This window comes from Bacillus sp. P14.5 (assembly GCF_003316765.1).
GTDB lineage: Bacteria > Bacillota > Bacilli > Bacillales > Bacillaceae_B > Rossellomorea.
Window position 1 is genome coordinate 39,225 of sequence record NZ_NIJF01000013.1, and the last position, 19,547, is coordinate 58,771.

Here is a 19,547-nt window from a genome sequence, read left to right on the forward strand (position 1 = left end):
GAGAAGCAGTACAAAAAATTTGGAGGAATGCCCATGTCTGATTTCAAGAACGGAGATATTGTAACAGCTCTCTATAAAACAGGGAAATACATAGGAGAAGTAACGGATTCGAGGCCGGGTGTATATGTGGTTAAGGTAATGGCAGTTTTAAAGCATCCACGACAAGGAGACCTGCATAACCCGAAAGAAGTGGACGTCCCTCTTTTTCACGAACGAAAAGCTCTGGCTTTCAGGGAACGTGCCAATATACCGGAAAAAATGGTCAAACCTTATGAAGGGGATATTCCTGATTACAACGAATCCCTGTCCAGTACTTTCAATGAATTGAAAGAACGACTGGAAGCTGAGGATTCCCCCTTTTCAGCTAAAAGTCTGGAAACCCTCTCCAGCATAAAGAGGGAATATGAATTAATGTATTCCATTCAACTTTAGGAAAAGTTAAAACCCAAATCAGCTTTTGATTTGGGTTTTGTCATGCCATCTGGTTAAAAAGCTTGGACAAGTCTATACGGTCACCGATTGTGGTGGGTTCCGCTTTATCCAGATACTTTTTATCCTTCTCTACTAACTTATAGATATGGTAAGTGGTCAAGGCATCATCCAGCGCTTTATGATGCTTTCCTACACCCTCGCGCCCATATTCCTGTACCGCTTTCCAAAGACCGGTTTGGTTCTGGTCCCCGAAGAACCGCTTGTATTCCATAGACAAGTCAACAAATTCGCCTGTAAAAGGAAAACTGATTCCCGCCTTGCTGCAGTTATTCCGGAGCACCTTCATATCCATGTTGCCCCAGGTGATAATCTTGTTCTTCCCTCTCCGGTTCAGTTCGCTAAGGTACTGAATCAGGGAATGAAACGGTATCCCGTTATCCACATCCTTTTGAGAAATCGATAGAAACTGCTTGCACCGTTTCGTTAATACCGGGAAAGCTGAGGGCTTCACATAGGAAGAAAACTTATCAGTGACTTTTCCATTCTGCACTGCCACCAAACCAGTCTCAATGATTTCAGGAAAAAAGCCACGTGGATTCTGGTGCCTTTCCGGCATTGAAAATTCAAAATCAATGATGATCAACTGACTGCCTTTCAACTGATTTCCCTCCCAACATTCGGTTATCTCCAAACAAAAACAAAATGTGAAAAAAACCTGTGCGCCTTTATTCTATTTATTATATCATGATTACACCAAAAATTATGACAATTTAAAAACTTTTACTTAGGCTGTTTTCGCATATATTGTTGCTTTCGGACATCCCCGTATACTTAGAGTTTTATTCTTATCGGGGAGAGTAGCTCTTTTCTTTTCGGTATTCCCAGATCTTCCCGTTCTTAATATGGTTACTTTTTCGGAATTAGTATCCAATAGCAACAAAGTTTACGAAAAGAGCCTTTGCTTAAAAGGAATTTTGATTGAATTACCGGCTTTCCGGGTACTAAGAGTGACAGTCACGCCCCGCTTTATGTCGAAGAACAAAAGCGCAAGCGCCTCGGTCAGCCCCGACAGGCAAATGTTCTCAAGAGAAAAAATGGTGCTCTTCCCTTTTATTCTCTGGAGGTTATTTGACCCCGAGGGGCTGGGCGCTGAAGCTGGATGAACCAAAAGCGCAAGCGCCTCGACCAGCCCCGGCAGCCAACTGTTCTCAGGAAAGAAAAGGCGGTCTTCCTTTTATTCTCTTGAGGTTATTTAACCCCGAGGGGCTTGTCGCTGAAACCAGCCGCGGCTCGCGGGAATGACATAATCATTTTCTAAACACTAACGCACTGGGAAGATTCAATGGTTGCATAGACACAGAGATAGTTTATACTATTAATATTTAGTAAACCGAAATATATAATAATAATACTACTACTAACCAAAGAAGGTGTTATTTATCTCTATAGAAAAAAGAAATTTAACGATCATGTGGTTTGCCAACTTCCTTGTTGCTGCCAGTGCCACCATGGTCCTGCCATTCCTCTCACTTTACCTTGAAACCTTTGGGAACTATGATAATGCTTTTGTGCAGCGGTGGTCAGGCTACGTATTCGGCATAACCTTTCTCGTCGCGTTCTTTATTTCTCCTGTATGGGGAAGAGTCGGGGACAAGTATGGATTCAAACCGATTTTGCTTATAACAGGCTACGGCATTTCCCTCTCCATTTTCATGATGGGCTTTGTCGACTCTGTGATGGGCTTATTCCTGCTGCGGATGGCAATGGGAGCGGTGACTGGTTTCATCCCTACCTCCCTTGCTCTCATTTCCTCTCAGACGCCAAAGGAGATTGCCGGCAAGACACTTGGCACCTTGCAGATGGGGACTGTGTCAGGAGGGCTGTTCGGTCCTGTTTTAGGAGGAGTGATGGCCGATTCTTTTGGCTTTTCTTATACATTCATCATTACCTCCATTGCTATTGCACTTGCGGCGACCGGTGTCTTGTTCGGGATTAAGGAAGTCAGAAAGCATCCAGCAAAGACCAAGGAAACCCGATACTCCAGCAAACAGGTTTTTCAGCATATTTTGACTCACAAACTTTTGTTTACCGTCATGATTATCTCCTTCATCATCCAGGTAGCTAATTTCAGCGTTCAGCCGCTTCTGGCCCTTTATGTTGATGAAATGACCGCAACTACCAATATTGCTTTTCTTGCAGGTCTGGCTTTTTCCGCTACCGGTGTAGGAAATCTGCTGGCCACCAGAAAATGGGGAAAGCTTGGGGATGAAATCGGATACGAAAAGGTCCTTTCCATCTTACTGATCCTGGCATGCATCTTCATTATTCCTCAGGCGCTGGCCGAGCAACTATGGCAGCTGGTTCTCTTCCGCTTCTTATTTGGAATTGCGATAGGCGGAATGATTCCCAGTGTGACAGCCTACATCAGGCAGGAAGCACCGCTTTCCATGCAGGGCGAGGTTCTCGGATACAACCAAAGTTTTAGATTCCTGGGGAATGTGGCCGGCCCTGTATTAGGCGGTATTTTATCAGGATTTGCAGGGATTTCCTCTATTTTCTATATTACGGGTGCTTTATTCTTAGCGGCTTTTGGATTATTATGGTGGAGTATGCGTCATTCCGAAAGCCAGGTAAACGAACAGTATTAGTTCTTTCCTTTTATAAAAGGCTTGTTGCTTTCGGAAAAATCCAAGAGCCGGATTTTTCCCCTGGATACTAAGATTTTTCTACCTTTACGAAGAGAGAAGCTCTTTTCTTTCTTGCTTACCAGGGTGATTTCGGTGCGTTATGGTATTAGCTTAAAAAAATTCATTAAAAAGCAACAGAGTTTACGAAAAGAGCCTTATAAAAAAACCTTAATATAGTATGAGATGAGTTGAAAGCATGAGAACCCTTGCCGGTTATATATTAGTATTTTCATTGTTTCCCTTTTTCCTGTTCATCCTTTTTTCCACGGCAAAAGAGATTAATAAAGTTCAAGGCTTTCAGGGGGCTCTTGAGCAGGCAGTCAGTGAAGATCAGTTTGATATCACGAAAACCAGCTTGCTGACCGACAAAGACGGCAAGCTTTTTTCAGAGATGAACAGGCCTTTCCGGCTTTATGCGGACGAGGAGGATATCCCCGACTTTGTTAAAGAGATCCTTGTCTCCTCCGAAGACCAGCACTTTTATGACCATGTCGGTTTTGATGCAGGAGCCATCATCCGGGCGCTTGTCAAAAATCTGGTCTTCACCCACATCCAGCAGGGTGGAAGTACAATCACGCAGCAGCTGGCACGAAACCTTTATCTCGGTCAGGAAAAAACCTATAACCGTAAACTGACCGAGTTGTTCTATGCACATGAAATTGAAAAGAGCCTGACCAAAGACGAAATCATGGAATTGTACCTCAATATCATTTACTTCAGTAACGGGGTGTATGGTATTGAGACGGCGTCACAGTATTATTTTCAAAAAGAGCTTGGGGAACTCAACAAAGCAGAGCTTGCTTTCATCACAGCCATCCCCAATAACCCGAATAAATATGATCCTGTCGAGCATTTCGATCAGACAAAAATCAGGCAGGAACGATTGCTGGATATCATGCAGCAAACAGGAAAGCTGACAGAAGAGGAAGCTTCCAAACTGAAAGCCGTTCAGATTAACTTGAATATACGGAAAAAAATCGATCAATACGGGGATTATGCGGTATATGCACAATCTGAATTGCGTGAGCTCGTTGCCCAGCAGGAAGGCTACCTTAAAAAGCTTGAAGCAGCCGGCAGCCCGGAACAGAAGCAAAAGATTTACGATGATTTTGACAGGCGGATGAGTGAAGTCATCAATTCAGGCATCATCATCCACACCTCACTAGACCGTAATATTCAGGAAAAAAGCAAAACCGCCTTCCAAAAAAGACTGAATTACAACGGCATTGAAGGAGCCAGCATTACGATTGATAACGAGTCGCGTAAGATTATCGCAATGGTCGGCGGAAAGGACTACAAAAAGTATAATTTCCACCACGCGTATCAAGCCTTCCGCCAGCCCGGCTCTTCCATTAAACCGCTTCTTGTGTACGGTCCCTATATCGAGGAGACCCAGGCATCGATTGCCGAGCGGGTAAATGCTGATAATTATTGCATCGGCAATTACTGCCCTATCAACTACGGCGGCAGACAGTATGGTACGGTGACGATGAACACGGCTTTTTCACAATCCTATAACACCCCCGCGCTTCGATTATTCGAAAAAGTCGGGATTGATAAAGCCTTCGCTGCACTTTCAAAATTTAACTTTGAAAAACTTCAGGAACAGGATTATACCTATGCCGCTTCCATCGGCGGGTTCACCCATGGAATGTCCCCCCTTGAAATGACGGATGCTTATACTTCCTTCATTGATGGAAATTACCAACCTGCCCGTTCCATTACCAAAGTTACGGACTATAACGGGGAAGTGCTCTACGAATGGAATGACCCGAAAGAAACCATCTGGTCACAAGGAACAACCGAGAAGGTAAGGGCAATGTTGTCCAACTCCATGCAGAATGGAACAGGAAAATGGGCAAAAGTGAATGCCCCTTATGCCGGTGTTAAAACAGGAACCACCAATAACTATCACGATTACTGGGTAATGGGCCTGACCGACCGGTATACAACAGGCGTCTGGATTGGATATGACATTCCACAGAACATGGAGGAGATCGAAGGCGACAGGCCGAGCCATCTGATCTGGAGAGACATTATGCAATAACTAAGACCAGGATTTTCTGGTCTTTTTTTGTGCGGCAGATTTATGTATTTGACTCTTTTCAGATTACTCCCGAAAGAAAACTCAAATGGCACTGCTCTATCAAATTCTCTACATGTGTAAGCCGGCGTGAGCGTCTGCCGCGACCTCCTTTGAGACAAGGATCCTTCTTCTCCTGGTTTTGGCTTTCTGACATGGGGTATCCAAACAAGTAAAAAAGGTACCTGCTTGCCATTAGGCCTGCAGGTACCTTTTGTGTATAAATATCTGATTCCTATTCTTTATAATTCTTATTCTTGAAGACCGTCCAAACAGCCCCAGAGTGATAAAGATCCCGATACCCGCTGCGAATAGGGTAAAGTTGGAGAATGCAGATGGATAGGTGTACCATCCAGCAATCAAGCATACTGAAATCAATATAATGTTAAAAAGAATCCGCAGCTTTTTTCTTCGCTCCATCCATCTCACCTCCAGGATTAAATGTAAAAGGGCTATTCACCCCCGCCGCATCCGCCGCCATCTCCTCCTCCGAAACCACCGCCTGAGCTGTCACAGTTGTTAGAATCACTGTAACTGCCCATTATAAATGGAGAAGAAGCATCCCCTCCGGTCTGACGCCGCTTGGAAGACTGAGATAAGCCGATAGCTATGAAAATAATAACCAATGGAAGAAACATAAAAAATATTGTTGCTGTCATTTTCATCACCTCTTACATAGGTATACGAATGAATCCTCTAAAGGTTTCAAATATTCCCATAAAAGGAAAAGGGACGAAAAGGAATCGTTTGGTACCTTTTTTTGTTAAAGTTAAATTCACATAAACCCTGGAACTTCTTTAGCCTATTAAAAATGATGGCTTCACAAACAGAGCTTACGGGCTATTGAGATACGTCTTCTCTCCAGTTAATGGCCCGCTAACTGAGTTTACGGGCCATTACGAGGCCATTCCTCGCAAGATAATGGCCCGCATACAGAGCTTTCGGGCCATTGAGATACCTCTTCTCTCCAGTTAATGGCCCGCTAACGTAGTTTACGGGCCATTACGAGACCGTTTCTCACAAGATAACGGCCCGCATATGGAGCTTGCGGGCCAACGAAATCCCATTTCTCACAAGTTAACGGCCCGCTAACATGATTTACGGGCCAACACGAGGCTGTTTCTCACAAGATAACGGCCCGCAAACAAATTCACGGGCCAACAAGAGGTCATTCCTCACAAGATAACGGCCCGCAAACAAAGTTCACGGGCCAATAAGATCACAATATTCATTTTAAACCTCGCCGCAAATGAAGCTTTAAAGTCCGTTCAGCTTAACCTCCGAAATGATTGGCAGGCTCGCCATCAGCCCATTATATAACTTCAAAAGTACTAAAAAGACTATTAAAAATAAAGAAGACCAAGTAATCACCTGAAAAAAGATGACGCCGAACAGGCCGGCTTTGGTCAGCGAAGGACTGATCTTATAAATGAAATAAACGAAGTAGGCTATGGATGTCAGTACAAAAATTGACAGCAGCCCCAAAAACGATTTAAGGCTTACGACCGACACGAGTGCTCCAATGAAATACACCATGGACCCTGAGCGGACCCTGTGCAGGATTTCGCCTTCATTGTCTTTTGAAAAGAACAGAAGGGAAACCTCATTTATTGTTTCGGCAATCAGTTTCAATGCTGCAAACACCATGAAACAAACGATCATCAGGAGAATAAGGAGAATGAATTTCAATTCGAGATCTGAAAGAAACTCCCGCATTCCCGGATAAACACCGATTTTCTTAAAAAGATCCACAAACACGTCCACACCATAGACGGAAAACGTCAAACTGAACAGAAGTATAGAGAATAAAGGCAGATAACCTGTTAAATATGTATTTCGCACGCAGTTCTCCCCTTGAATTAATTTACCGCATGTCCATCATAATCTTTTACGGCAAAATTGAAAAGGGGAGGACGGCACCTGTTATAGGAAAAGGGCAGCATAAGAGGCGCCTTATTCATGATCTGTTTATGTTACTTTGCCAGCCTGATGTACTCGCGGGGTTTAAAGGGTTCCCGAACCGCTTCTTCCTGTATATCCGCAACTGGTTCTGCGTCTACCACTTCATCGTTAATGCCCACTGGCTGCAGCAGGGACTTGTTTGTCCATTGATTTTTCTTTTCCTCCTGCTCCTGTACATACCAGGCACCTAAGAACAAAGTAGAAAAAATCATTGTTGAGACGGTTTTTTTCATTCGCATACTACATCACCACCTAGGGATAGCATGCGCTTTTTTGGCTCATACTATTCGCAGAAATGGGGAATTTAAGTCATCGGTACTTCTGTTGAAACCGTTTACGAAAACAGAAAGTTTATTTTGCTGAAAAAAATTTGGCTCTTGTTATGCCGGGTTCCTTCATATTTAATATCAAAATTAAGCTTTTAAGCTAAGCAGCCTTTCATAAATGCACACCTCATTTTTTTACGTTATAATTTCTCAAGAGGTTTCTTTAGGGACGCCGGACTTACATGAGCAGAAATGATTTTAATGACGAGGAAGATGATAAGTGTTGAAGATAAATAAAATAAATAAGGGGGTTATTCGGTGACATTATTACACTGGGCAATTATATCGCCTTTTCTGGCAGCTATTCTTGTACCTTTTCTGTATAAAAAGCTGCGTTCTATACATACCGGTTGGTTTGTCCTCATCCTTCCCGCAGTGCTTTTTCTATACTTTTTTCAATTTATCAGAATAACGGCAGATGGAAATGCGATCAAGGAAACGGTTGAATGGATGCCGTCTTTCGGAATCAATTTCACTGCCTATGTAGATGGGTTAAGTCTGCTTTTCGCACTGCTGATCACAGGGATTGGTTCCCTGGTTGTTCTTTATTCCATTTATTATTTGTCAAAGGAAAAAGAGCAGCTGCACAATTTCTACGTTTATCTGCTTCTATTTATGGGAGCGATGCTTGGGGTTGTCCTGTCTGATAACCTGATCGTCCTTTATATGTTCTGGGAGTTCACTTCCATTTCATCTTTTCTGTTGATCGGTTATTGGTATCACCGTGAACGTTCACGTTATGGTGCGCAAAAATCGATGCTTATCACTGTTTTTGGCGGGCTATCCATGCTCGGAGGATTTCTGCTTCTTTATTTAATGTCCGGTACATTCAGTATCAGGGAATTGGCTGGTATGGCAGATGTGCTCATTACTGAACCTCTATTCCTTGGTGCCTTGATCTTAGTCCTTCTCGGCGCTTTTACAAAATCAGCACAATTTCCGTTCCATATCTGGCTGCCGGATGCCATGGAGGCGCCTACACCAGTCAGTGCCTACCTCCACTCCGCAACAATGGTCAAGGCGGGGATTTATCTTGTCGCCCGTATGAGCCCTGTTTTCGCTGAGTCGGGCGTTTGGCTGTGGCTGGTTGCCAGCTTTGGGATTTTCACTTTGTTCTGGGGTTCTTTCAATGCTGTAAAACATACAGACTTGAAGGCAATCCTAGCTTATTCGACCATCAGTCAGCTCGGATTAATTATGTCTCTGCTCGGAATCGGAGCTGCCGCACTGCATTACGGTCACCTTGATGAAAATATCTATGGTGTTGCGACTATGGCAGCGGTTTTTCATCTTATTAACCATGCCACTTTCAAAGGGAGCCTTTTCATGGTGGTCGGTATTATCGATCACGAAACAGGGACAAGGGATATCCGCAAACTTGGCGGGCTTATGAACTTCATGCCAATCACATTCACTATAGCGGTGATCGGTGCCTTTTCAATGGCGGGTATTCCTCCATTCAACGGCTTCCTGAGTAAAGAGATGTTCTTTACAGGCATGATACAGGTTCTTGAGATGGATATTTTCAATCTCCAAACATGGGGTATTTTGTTCCCGGTTCTGGCTTGGGTTGGAAGTGTATTTACGTTCATTTACAGTATGATTGTTGTGTTTAAGCCGTTCACAGGAAAGCACCAGCCGGAAAAGCTTGACAAGACGCCTCATGAGGCACCGCTTGGAATGCTGATTCCGCCTGTAATCCTGGCATCGCTTGTAATAGTATTCGGATTTTTCCCTAATATCCTGACAAGGACGATGATTGAGCCGGCTTTTTCAGCGATCACCAATCTAACTGTAGAAGAAACAGATATCTACTTCTGGCATGGCTTCACTATTGAATTATTTATGACCCTGGGTGTCTTCCTGTTCGGTGTCCTTCTGTATACACAGCTTCCAAAGTGGATCAGCATTTATAATAGAATGCCGGAAAGACTGACATTGAACTCATTTTATGACAATGGACTGCTTAAAGGTGAAAGAGGGGCCTTGAAATTGACCAGCTCTTATATGACCGGCTTCATACGAAGTTACCTGGTTTATATATTCACCTTCCTAATCGCGGTTTTGGTTGTCACACTGGTGATCAAAGATGCTTTTGTCGTGGATACTTCAGATCTTGCATCCATTGGGGTGTATGAAGTTCTGATTGCACTCGTGATGGTGGTCAGCGCCGTCACAATCCTATTTGCCAAATCCCGTCTTACCTCGATCATTGCATTGGGAGCTGTCGGGTATTCAGTTGCATTGTTCTTCGTCCTTTTCCGCGCACCGGATCTGGCGTTGACACAGCTCGTCATTGAAACTGTTTCTGTTGCGCTGTACTTATTGTGCTTCTACCATCTGCCTCCTTTAAGCAGGCATGAAGAAAGAATGAGCTTTAAATTCGGGAATGCACTGATAGCAATAGGGGTCGGAGTGACTGTAACACTGATTACCATTGCTTCATACAGCACAAAGCTGTCCGGTTCGATTTCGGAATACTATATAGAGAATGTTTATGAAAAAGCGGCAGGAAAGAATATGGTTAACGTAATACTCGTTGACTTCCGTGGATTTGATACATTATTTGAAATCTGCGTTCTCGCTATTGCCGCATTGGGCATCTTCGCGATGATCAAACTGAGGATGACAAGGAGGAAAGAAGAATGAAAACCAATGATGTAATCCTCCAAACAGTTACCATGATTGTGAGTTTTATCATTATCCTGTTTTCAATCCAGCTTTTCTTTGCGGGACACTATACCCCCGGTGGAGGTTTCATAGGCGGATTGATGACTTCAGGTGCCTTGGTACTGCTGCTGCTTGCCTATGATATTAAAACAGTGACAACCATTCTTCCGGTTGATTATAAGCTGCTGACAGCCATTGGCCTGCTTCTCGCAGTAGGTACAGGAGCAGGGGCATTATTGTTTGATGTCCCCTTCCTTACTCATGCCTATGACTACTTCAATCTCCCTTTGCTTGGGGAAACGTCACTGCATACAGCTGTGATATTTGATACTGGTGTTTATCTTGTTGTTATCGGGATTACGATGACCATTATTCAAACGATTGGAGTGAGCGAATAATGGAAATTTTAATGGCCATAGTAGTTGGCATTTTATTTACGAGTGCTGTTTATTTAATGCTCTCAAAGAGTTTGCTGCGCATCATCATCGGTACCTCGCTGCTCAGTCACGGAGCCCATCTGCTGCTCCTTTCCATAAGCGGCCTGAAGGCAGGAGCACCGCCTCTGTTGGGAGAACACGCAGCAGATTATGCCGATCCTTTGCCGCAGGCGTTGATATTGACGGCAATCGTTATCAGTTTTGGTGTTACTTCCTTTTTCCTTGTACTTGCCTATCGTGCCTATCAGGAACTGGGAACTGATAACGTGGATCAAATGAGAGGAAACGAAGGAAATGATTAATTTACCAATTTTACCAATTTTAATTCCGTTATTTGCAGCGATTATACTCATGTTTTTTGGAAAGAACATCACCATGCAAAAATGGATTGGGGCCATTGCAACGGCAGGAACGGTTGCAGCCTCCATCGTTTTGGTGAATGTTGTGCATACAGAAGGAATCCAGACGGTCGACCTTGGAAGCTGGAAGGCTCCATTCGGCATAACAATGGTCTCTGATATGCTGTCAGCCCTGCTGGTGACAACAACAAGCATCATTACGTTCTTTGTCCTGCTATACTCTTTCCGTTCCATTGGGAAAGACAGAGAACGATTTTACTTCTATCCTGTGGTTCAGTTCCTGCTGGTCGGGGTGAACGGAGCTTTCACAACAGGAGATATTTTCAACTTATTCGTATTCTTTGAAGTCATGCTGATGTCTTCTTACGTTCTTCTCGTTTTGGGAGGAACTAAGGTTCAGCTTAGGGAATCCATCAAGTACATCCTGGTGAATATCATTTCATCAGCACTGTTTGTCGTGATGGTCGCCTATCTGTACTCGGTGATCGGTTCCTTGAATATGGCTGATATCTCTGTAAAAATTGCAGAGTTTGACCAACCTGGAATTCTCACTGTCATTGCTGTGATGTTCCTGGTCGTATACGGGCTGAAGGGAGCCATTTTCCCATTATACTTCTGGCTTCCAGGTTCATACTATGCACCGCCGACACCGGTCCTGGCACTGTTTGGGGCACTGCTGACCAAGGTGGGAGTCTATTCCATCATCAGGACCTACACCCTGTTCTTCTATCATGATACAGGCTATACTCACACCATCCTTGCTTGGCTTGCAATCCTTACCATCGTAGTCGGATGCATAGGGGCCATTGCCTATTGGGATGTTAAAAAAATCCTTATCTACAATATCATCATTGCGGTTGGTGTCATTCTCTTTGGCGTTTCCGTCATGTCCCCTGAATCACTTGAAGGGTCGGTCTACTACTTGATTCACGACATGATCATTAAAGCGGCTCTTTTCCTGCTGGTTGGTGTCATGATCGCCATAACCGGAACAAGCAACCTGCGGAAGATGGGCGGCCTTATAAAAGATTACCCGTGGCTTGGATGGACATTCCTTATCGCTACACTGACACTGGCTGGTATCCCGCCTTTCAGCGGCTTCATCGGAAAACTGCTGCTGGTGAGAGGAAGCTTTGCAGCAGAAGCATATCTTGGCGGCGGCCTGATCCTTCTTTCCAGCCTTTTCGTTCTCTATTCAGTGATCAAGATCTTCCTGAATGGAGTGTGGGGAGTTCCTAAGGAATACAATGGGAGCAACAAGCACAATGCTTTCTATCTCTGGGGCTCCACCGTCTTTCTAGTCATCCTTGCTGTTGCCTATGGAGTAGGTGCTGAAGCTGTCCGTCCGCTGATTTCACAAGCATCAGAGGCACTTTCAGATCCGGGAATCTATATACAAGCGGTACTAAAGGAGTAATGTAGAATGGCCTTTCAAATTTTATTAAATTTCTTTCTTGCATTTTTGTGGATGTTTTTGCAAGTTTCCTTTACATCAACATCCTTTATCATCGGGTATCTGCTCGGATTGGTTGTAACATTTGCCTTCAGGCGGTTCTTCAATTCTCGATTCTATATGGAGCGAGTAGTGGCGATCATCAAACTGGTTCTATTATTTTTAAAAGAGTTGATTCTTTCCAATATCTCAGTCTTAAAAACGCTTCTTAAACCAAAGCTGGATATTAAACCGGGAATCTTCGCATTACCGACTGACCTTACAAAAAATTGGGAAATCACACTGCTTGCCAATTTAATCACTCTGACACCGGGAACACTTGTGGTGGATATCTCTTTTGACAATAAGATTCTATATATCCATACACTTGATATTCCTGATGTGGACGAAGCGATTGACGATATCAAGAATACGTTCGAGAAGGCAATTATGGAGGTGAGCCGCTGATGCTTGACACAATCATCCAGATTTCATTGCTCGCCGTATCCATTTCCATGGTCGGACTTGTATATCGTGTTATCGTCGGTCCTTCGACGCCTGATAGAGTGGTCGCCCTGGATGCCTTGGGAATTAACTTGATCGCCATTATCGCCTTGGTTTCCATGGTCTTGCGTTCTCACTCTTTCCTTGAAGTCATTTTGCTGATTGGTATTCTGGCTTTTATCGGGACCGTTGCGTTCTCCAAATTCTTAGAGAAAGGGGAGATCATCGAGCATGACCGAAATAATTAGATTCTTTATAGGATTTTTCCTGATTGTCGGGTCATTCCTTACGCTGGTCACCGCTTTCGGCCTGATCCGCCTGCCGGATGTTTACACCCGGAATCATGCGGCATCCAAAAGCGCCACGCTTGGAGTGATGTGTATCCTGCTCGCCACCTTCCTATTTTTCTATCTGGAAGAAGGGCATTTCAATTCAAGATTGATTCTGGGTATCATCTTTATCTTCATTACGGCGCCTGTTGCCGGACATTTGATTTCAAGAGCTGCCTACAACAGCGGTGTCCCGCTTTGGGATAAAAGTATACGGGATGACCTTAAAGGAAAGCAGAAATACGAAGAAAGAAATATGTAAATATATAACAAAAAACAAGCAGCATGGAAAGGGGTTTCTCCTCTTTTCATTGCTGCTTGTTTTTTGGTCAAATGAATTAAATTTTTATATCGTTCTTTACATGAGGCACATTGGTCAATAAAAAACCATTTTAAAAGGACGGCAGAACCGTTACCCTTGTTCAGCCGTCCTTTTAAATCAGTTGTCATATAAAGTGTCAGATACATCACCATCCGACTTGTGCACAACAAGAATGCCATCATGGTCATTCACATATGGCTTGGCTTTTTCAAGCAAATCTTCTTTCGTGTCTTCCGTATAAATTGCCTTGCCGCTGCCTTCCTTCTTCAATTCCCAGCCGTCTCCATTGGATTGAACGTGAAACTTTGTCTTATCCTCTGAGTCGCCATCGACATACTTTTCAGCACGATCTGTTGCGATGGCAATCGCTCTTCCGTCATCGTATCCTTCCCGAAGCAGGGCATTGCCAATTTCAATGGCTTTATTTCTGACATCCGCCGAAAGGTTTTTCCACGAAGCCGGATAATCACTTTTTGACCATGGCATACAATCAACTCCTCATAACGTTTTTTATTAAAATTCCCCGTTCTTAAAAAGGTAAACATACTCTTTAATACATTGAAGCGGTGAAAGGGACTGTCCCCTTCACCGCACTAAAGTGTTTATTTTTTGGGACAACTGCCATTGTACATCGTGACACACAGATCAGCTTTTCGTCTTCATCTGTAATGCGGATATCCCAAACCATCGTGCTTTTTCCTTGATGGATGATCTCAGCCGTTGCTGTCACGATTCCATCTTTCTTGGCTCTGATATGGTTGGCATTGATCTCCAAGCCGAAACAGATTTCTTTTTCCAAATCGATCAGTTCCACTGCCCCCACACTGGCAACCGTCTCGGCCAATGCAACTGAAGCACCTCCATGCAGGTATCCAAAAGGCTGCCTGGTTCTTTCATCCACCGGCATGGTTGCCACCACTTTTCCTTTCCCCAGTTCGATAAATTCCATTCCCAATGCACTGATCAGTGTATTTTCGTTATTCAAAATAATCACTCCTGCTAATTCTTTGTTTAAGCTACCTTTCTCGACTTCTTTATAAAAACCCTTTTTTATGAGCAGAATTTTTACTTTTAATGTTCACACCAAGAGGATCCCTTTGAAACTAATCGTCTGAAAAAGACTGTCATCCCTATGTCACAGTGAAAAGAATACAGACAAGACAATGAGCATATAGATTTTTAAGGAAGCAGGAAATGTCTGTCAAACCCATGCCCTGCCTGTACACTGTTTAGAAGGAGGCAACGAATGAATAGATATCATCCTTTCTATACTCCTATACAACGTCCGCAAACGCCAAATTGGCCGCCTGTCAACCCATATTATGCAATGCATCGTCATCCACTCCAGTATCCGCCTGTGGAACCTAAGCAATTCATGGATTCTGCCGGTAAGATGACGCCTCTCCTGGATGATGCCAAAATAATTATGAATGAAGTCTCTCAATCGAAGGAGCTGGCAGCGAACTTGATGCAAGCCGCCCAGAAATCAAACATGGGCGAACTGAACCGGCTTATCAAAGGAACAGGCGTACGAAATATTCCAGAAATCAAATTTAATCCAGATGGGTTTACCCTTAGTTTCAGAAATAAAACAGGAAATGTTGACTGCTCTCACTTGACGGTTATCCTCAGGTGGAAGTAGAAGGAAAAGGAGCAGCTCAAATGCGAGCTGCTCCTTTTATTTTCAATAATAAGGGTATCCCCCAGGAGAACCATAACCCGGAGCCCCATATCCCGGATAACCATAGCCGGGATATCCGTAGCCATAGCCATAACCATAGAACGGCGGTCGATAATAACGCGGTCTAACCAGCGCACCTCCAAGTACACCGCCTAACACCCCTCCCAAAAAAGGAAGACCGAACCCCCAGCCAAACCGGCTCTGTCCAAAATGCTGGTTTCTGTGGTGAAATCGTGGATTCATCATAGCTGAAAACCTCCTCATCTATTTAAGGCTTCATTATCTATGTATGCAAACATGAATCCACCTGCATGGGCACATCTAATATAAATCGGTTTTTCCGTTGTTGGTCCGCCAGCCTTCCTTTAACGGCCAGCGAGAGTATACTCGGCTTTGGCTATTGACCGCAAGCCTTCTTTACAGGCCAGTGAGATTATGATTAATCCTGCTTGTTGGCCCGCATTCCTTCTGTACGGGCCAGTGAGAACAAGATTAGCTCGGCTTGTTGGCCCGCATGCCAGCTTTACGGGCCAGTGAAAACAAGATTAGCTCGGCTTGTTGGCCCGCATGCCTCCTTTACGGACCAGTGAGATTATGATCAACTCTGCTTGTTGGCCCGCACGCCAGCTTTTCGGGCCAGTGAGATTATAATTAACCCTGCTTGTTGGCCCGCACGCCAGCTTTTCGGGCCAGTGAGACTAAGATTAGCACTGGACATTGGTCCGCAGTTCACTTTTACGGACCATTGTGATTGAGTTTCCCCCTGCTTGCCGGCATGTAGATTTTTGTATAAGTTGCTTAATAGCCGATCCCAATACGCTCCCTCTTAAAAAATAACAAAAGACCCGTCAACAGACGGATCTTTTATCTACTCTATAACTACTTACATTTCTGAAAAGAAAGCTCCTGCAAAAAAAGATAGTTTACTAAAGTATAACTGCAGCAAGCCAGCCAAACACGATCATAGGGATATTAAAGTGCAGGAATGTCGGTACACATGTATCCCAGATGTGGTTGTGCTGTCCGTCTGCATTCAATCCTGCGGTCGGTCCCAGTGTCGAATCAGATGCAGGTGACCCCGCGTCTCCAAGCGCCCCTGCGGTCCCGACCAACGCAACCGTCGCAAGCGGACTGAAACCGAGCTCCAGAGCAAGCGGTACAAAGATTGCGGCAATAATTGGGATTGTCGCGAATGAAGAACCGATACCCATAGTAACAAGCAAGCCGACAATCAACATCAGCAATGCGGCAAGAGCTTGATTACCTCCGATGATATCCGTCGTTGCTTCTACAAGTGTATCAACATGGCCAGTAGCTTGAACGACGGCAGCAAATCCATTTGCGGCAATCATTACAAAACCAATGAATGCCATCATCTTCATCCCTTCAGTGAGGACACCATCAGCATCCTTCCACTTTACAGACCCTGAAACATACAAAATGGCAATACCAGCCAGTGCACCAAATATCATGGAGTCCAATGCCAGCTGCACATACAAAGCAGCTACAATCGAAATGAGTGCAAAAACTATTGCCTTATTAGAGTAAGTTGTTGTGTTCTCATCTTTTGCCTCGGCCACTTTCTTATATTCTCGTGGTTTTCTATAACTGAAGAATACGGCTGTCAACAATCCGACAACAAGGCCTGCTGTTGGCAATAGCATGGCTTTTGGTATGTCATCCATTGAAATGGCAAGACCGCTAGCCTCCATGTTCTGGGCGATGATTTCATGGAACATGAACCCAAACCCGTACGGCAGCAGAATATATGGAGCGGTAAGCCCGAATGTCAGAGCCGACGCAATCAATCTACGGTCTATTTCAAGTTCTGTCATCACCTTCAGTAACGGTGGTATCAGGATCGGTATGAAAGCAATGTGGATCGGAATCACATTCTGTGAAAAACATGCCATTAATAGAATTGAAAAAACAATAAGTGCTTTTGACAAAGCTTTTTTTCTTGAATCCTTTTCTCTGCCTACTAAGCGTATGACATACTCGACAAGCAGGTTCGGAATGCCTGTGTAGGAGATTGCGACAGCAAAGCCCCCTAACAGGGCGTAACTTATCGCAATATTCGCTCCTCCCCCTAATCCATCTGTAAATACACTGACTGTTTCATTTATTCCCAGACCGCCTGTGAGCCCTCCTGCAAGTGCTCCGGCAACTAGTGCGAATACAACATTCACACGGAGCAAACTTAGGATCAGCATAACCAGGACAGCAACGATGACTGCATTCATGCTGCAGATCTCCTTTCATCTGTTTCTCTTTTAATAAATCTTTATATCACTAGTAAAATTCAGCCCAAACGCTTTAACGCGCTAAATTGGTAGAGAACTAAAACACTTTTACTAATCTATCAGAGACATTCAAAACTGTCAATGCTTTAGTTTGGTAAATCACTAAAATCTCATATTCGCAATTTTCTTCAAATGCTTCTGACTTTTTAAAAAAACTATTTTCGCATATATTGTTGCTTTCGGAAAAATCCCAGAAAAATCCCAAAAGCCGGATTTTCCCCCGGGTACTAAGGGTTTATACTCTAATCGGAGGGATCAGCTCTTTTCTTTTCATGTTAAATAGGTTTGAATAGCTCTTGAGGGATTTTTAGTCGATTGCTCATCATTCATCTTCGATTCAAAGACACAAAAAAAGCCTGCCTCAAAAGAGACAAGCTTTCAGAACTAATTATTTTCCTGCAGGCTCAAAGCGTTCCACAAGCAAGGCAAGTGTACGTGCCATGGAGCCTGTTGCTCCGGCAGGTCCGAGGTTATAGTCGGACTTCGATGTGGCGGTACCTGCGATATCCAAGTGGACCCAAGGAGTACCCTCAGCGAATTCTCCGACAAATGCGCCAGCCATGATTGCATGTCCTTCGCGGCCCGGGGAGTTGTTTAAATCAGCGATCTTGCTGCCCCTGACTCTCTTCTTGTCATTTTCCGTATAGGGAAGGCGCCAGATGAACTCTCCTGCTTCAGAGGACGCTTCCAGGACTTGTTCAAACAGAGCTTCATCATTCGTCATCGCACCTGTTTTGTCCGTTCCAAGAGCGACGATGACTCCGCCTGTCAACGTAGCGACATCAATCAGGTAGTTTGCTCCGTGATGCTTGGCGTAGGTCATGCCGTCCGCAAGAGCAAGTCTTCCTTCTGCATCTGTATTCAGTACTTCAATGGTCTTGCCGCTCATTGCCGTGATGACATCGTCCGGCTTGAAGGCATTTCCGCTTACCATGTTGTCTGTGGAAGGAATGACGGCTACAACATTTTGTTCAGGCTTCAATTCACCGATGATTTCCATCGCGCCAAGAACAGCAGCTGCTCCTCCCATATCCGTTTTCATACCGACAATGCCGTCCTTCGGCTTAAGGGAATAGCCGCCTGTATCGAACGTAATTCCTTTTCCTACAAGACCGATAACATCGTCCCATTCGTCTCTTCCTTGATATTTCAGCACTATCATTTTAGGAGGCTCTACGGAACCTTGATTGACTGCCAGCAGGGCGCCCATTCCGAGTTTTTCCATTTCTTCTTTATCGAGGATTTCCACTTCGAACTCATACTTTTTACCGATTTCAGCCGCATAGTTCGCAAGCTTGGTTGCTGTGATGATATTTCCAGGCGCATTGACCAAAGCACGGGCTGAGTTTGTTCCTCTTCCATGTGCATACCCCACTTGAAGGGCAGCCTCAATTTCAGCGCTGTCTTCTTTTGAAAAGGCAGTCAGGTTTTTAATGAACGTCTCAGGAATATTCCCCTTGTGTTTATATCCTGGGAATCTGTACGTCGCCATTGTGAAAGCTTCGCTGACAGCATGGGCAATGTCTGAAGCATCAAGCTGTTCGGTCGTCAGTGTGTCCACAGCAACCGAGAAAGAAGAAATTTTCATTTCCTGGATCGCCTTTGAGGCCGCACCAATTGCTTCCCTCAGTTCATCAAATGAAAGTCCTTTTGCTTTTCCGAGTCCTACAAACACCAGACGCTTTGCAGGGATTTTACCGAAAGTATGTACCTTGGAAACAGTGTTCAGTTTGGACGAAAGATCTCCCGATTTGACTAATTCGGTTAAATGCCCATCAAATTTGGCATCCAATTCGGCAAGCTCTCCTGAAAATTCAGGGGCATTGAATAACCCGACAAGGATACACTCCTGTTCACTGTTTAAAAATCCATTATTATCAACTGTAAATTTCATTTAAAAACACCTCCGCCTTTATTATATATAAATATTCGGTATATTTCGAATGAGAGGAATCACCAGGTGTGAAGGATTTCTATTTCCATGATTTTCTATGGTATAATTGGGAATACATTTTATAAG

The 19,547-nt window shown here is 44.1% G+C and carries 21 protein-coding genes; 11 read left to right on the forward strand and 10 right to left on the reverse strand.

The features are described 5' to 3' along the window. Positions 1–33: 33 nt before the first annotated feature. Positions 34–432 (forward strand): kinase-associated lipoprotein KapB, encoded by a 399-nt coding sequence (kapB, locus tag B9Z54_RS01230; RefSeq protein ID WP_113926721.1) that lies wholly within the window; start codon positions 34–36, stop codon positions 430–432. Between the two features lie 40 nt (positions 433–472). Here the strand turns inward: kapB and kapD are convergent, their stop codons facing one another. Next, positions 473–1,090, reverse strand: a complete 618-nt coding sequence (gene kapD, locus B9Z54_RS01235; protein WP_187444446.1) for a 3'-5' exonuclease KapD — start codon at positions 1,088–1,090, stop codon at positions 473–475. A 781-nt stretch (positions 1,091–1,871) separates the two neighbouring features. Between kapD and B9Z54_RS01240 the strand changes: the two genes are divergently transcribed. Together B9Z54_RS01240 and B9Z54_RS01245 are read left to right on the forward strand one after the other, a co-directional pair. Next, on the forward strand, positions 1,872–3,080 hold the full coding sequence (locus tag B9Z54_RS01240; RefSeq protein WP_113926794.1) for an MFS transporter: 1,209 nt from the start codon (positions 1,872–1,874) through the stop codon (positions 3,078–3,080). 235 nt (positions 3,081–3,315) lie between these two features. Further along, positions 3,316–5,166, forward strand: a complete 1,851-nt coding sequence (locus tag B9Z54_RS01245) for a transglycosylase domain-containing protein (RefSeq protein ID WP_113926722.1) — start codon at positions 3,316–3,318, stop codon at positions 5,164–5,166. A gap of 231 nt (positions 5,167–5,397) precedes the next feature. On the opposite strand, the gene B9Z54_RS01250 is transcribed toward B9Z54_RS01245, so the two are convergent. From B9Z54_RS01250 to B9Z54_RS01265, 4 genes are all read right to left on the reverse strand, one after another. Then, positions 5,398–5,622: a hypothetical protein gene (locus B9Z54_RS01250; RefSeq protein ID WP_113926723.1), complete on the reverse strand. Its 225-nt coding sequence runs from the start codon at positions 5,620–5,622 to the stop codon at positions 5,398–5,400. Positions 5,623–5,654: 32 nt separating this feature from the next. Next, positions 5,655–5,861 (reverse strand): hypothetical protein, encoded by a 207-nt coding sequence (locus B9Z54_RS01255; RefSeq protein WP_240189753.1) that lies wholly within the window; start codon positions 5,859–5,861, stop codon positions 5,655–5,657. 598 nt (positions 5,862–6,459) lie between these two features. Next, entirely contained in the window at positions 6,460–7,044 is a 585-nt protein-coding gene (locus B9Z54_RS01260) for a DUF5366 family protein (protein ID WP_113926724.1), read from the reverse strand. Between the two features lie 131 nt (positions 7,045–7,175). After that, positions 7,176–7,403, reverse strand: coding sequence for a hypothetical protein (locus B9Z54_RS01265; RefSeq protein WP_113926725.1), 228 nt, complete (start codon positions 7,401–7,403; stop codon positions 7,176–7,178). Positions 7,404–7,748: 345 nt separating this feature from the next. On the opposite strand from B9Z54_RS01265, the gene B9Z54_RS01270 reads away from it, so the two are divergent. From B9Z54_RS01270 to mnhG, 7 genes are read left to right on the forward strand one after another with little or no spacing between them, the layout of a single operon-like run. Beyond that, entirely contained in the window at positions 7,749–10,139 is a 2,391-nt protein-coding gene (locus tag B9Z54_RS01270) for a Na+/H+ antiporter subunit A (RefSeq protein ID WP_113926726.1), read from the forward strand. Beyond that, entirely contained in the window at positions 10,136–10,558 is a 423-nt protein-coding gene (locus B9Z54_RS01275) for a Na(+)/H(+) antiporter subunit B (RefSeq protein ID WP_113926727.1), read from the forward strand. Before B9Z54_RS01270 ends, B9Z54_RS01275 begins: the two co-directional genes overlap by 4 nt. Further along, on the forward strand, positions 10,558–10,899 hold the full coding sequence (locus B9Z54_RS01280; protein ID WP_113926728.1) for a Na(+)/H(+) antiporter subunit C: 342 nt from the start codon (positions 10,558–10,560) through the stop codon (positions 10,897–10,899). Before B9Z54_RS01275 ends, B9Z54_RS01280 begins: the two co-directional genes overlap by 1 nt. Continuing rightward, positions 10,892–12,373, forward strand: a complete 1,482-nt coding sequence (locus tag B9Z54_RS01285; protein WP_113926729.1) for a Na+/H+ antiporter subunit D — start codon at positions 10,892–10,894, stop codon at positions 12,371–12,373. The genes B9Z54_RS01280 and B9Z54_RS01285 overlap by 8 nt, the downstream gene beginning before the upstream one ends. Before the next feature lie 6 nt (positions 12,374–12,379). Continuing rightward, positions 12,380–12,856, forward strand: a complete 477-nt coding sequence (locus B9Z54_RS01290; RefSeq protein ID WP_113926730.1) for a Na+/H+ antiporter subunit E — start codon at positions 12,380–12,382, stop codon at positions 12,854–12,856. Beyond that, positions 12,856–13,140 (forward strand): Na(+)/H(+) antiporter subunit F1, encoded by a 285-nt coding sequence (locus tag B9Z54_RS01295; protein ID WP_113926731.1) that lies wholly within the window; start codon positions 12,856–12,858, stop codon positions 13,138–13,140. The genes B9Z54_RS01290 and B9Z54_RS01295 overlap by 1 nt, the downstream gene beginning before the upstream one ends. Beyond that, positions 13,124–13,483, forward strand: a complete 360-nt coding sequence (gene mnhG, locus B9Z54_RS01300; protein WP_113926732.1) for a monovalent cation/H(+) antiporter subunit G — start codon at positions 13,124–13,126, stop codon at positions 13,481–13,483. Before B9Z54_RS01295 ends, mnhG begins: the two co-directional genes overlap by 17 nt. 177 nt (positions 13,484–13,660) lie before the next feature. On the opposite strand, the gene B9Z54_RS01305 is transcribed toward mnhG, so the two are convergent. Together B9Z54_RS01305 and B9Z54_RS01310 are read right to left on the reverse strand one after the other, a co-directional pair. Beyond that, complete coding sequence (locus B9Z54_RS01305; protein WP_113926733.1) at positions 13,661–14,029, reverse strand: DUF2188 domain-containing protein; 369 nt, start codon at positions 14,027–14,029, stop codon at positions 13,661–13,663. 64 nt (positions 14,030–14,093) lie between these two features. After that, positions 14,094–14,492 (reverse strand): hotdog fold thioesterase, encoded by a 399-nt coding sequence (locus tag B9Z54_RS01310; RefSeq protein WP_240189757.1) that lies wholly within the window; start codon positions 14,490–14,492, stop codon positions 14,094–14,096. A gap of 297 nt (positions 14,493–14,789) precedes the next feature. Between B9Z54_RS01310 and B9Z54_RS01315 the strand changes: the two genes are divergently transcribed. Next, positions 14,790–15,185 (forward strand): YuzC family spore coat inner layer protein, encoded by a 396-nt coding sequence (locus tag B9Z54_RS01315; RefSeq protein WP_113926735.1) that lies wholly within the window; start codon positions 14,790–14,792, stop codon positions 15,183–15,185. A 42-nt stretch (positions 15,186–15,227) separates the two neighbouring features. Here B9Z54_RS01315 and B9Z54_RS01320 read toward each other — a convergent pair whose 3' ends face one another. The 3 genes from B9Z54_RS01320 to B9Z54_RS01330 form a co-directional block, all read right to left on the reverse strand. Further along, positions 15,228–15,470 carry a hypothetical protein gene (locus tag B9Z54_RS01320; protein ID WP_113926736.1) on the reverse strand — a complete coding sequence of 81 codons (243 nt, stop codon included), beginning with the start codon at positions 15,468–15,470 and terminating at the stop codon, positions 15,228–15,230. A 680-nt stretch (positions 15,471–16,150) separates the two neighbouring features. Further along, on the reverse strand, positions 16,151–17,467 hold the full coding sequence (locus B9Z54_RS01325) for a Na+/H+ antiporter family protein (RefSeq protein ID WP_113926737.1): 1,317 nt from the start codon (positions 17,465–17,467) through the stop codon (positions 16,151–16,153). Positions 17,468–17,915: 448 nt separating this feature from the next. Next, positions 17,916–19,421 carry a leucyl aminopeptidase gene (locus B9Z54_RS01330; RefSeq protein WP_113926738.1) on the reverse strand — a complete coding sequence of 502 codons (1,506 nt, stop codon included), beginning with the start codon at positions 19,419–19,421 and terminating at the stop codon, positions 17,916–17,918. Positions 19,422–19,547 lie beyond the last annotated feature (126 nt).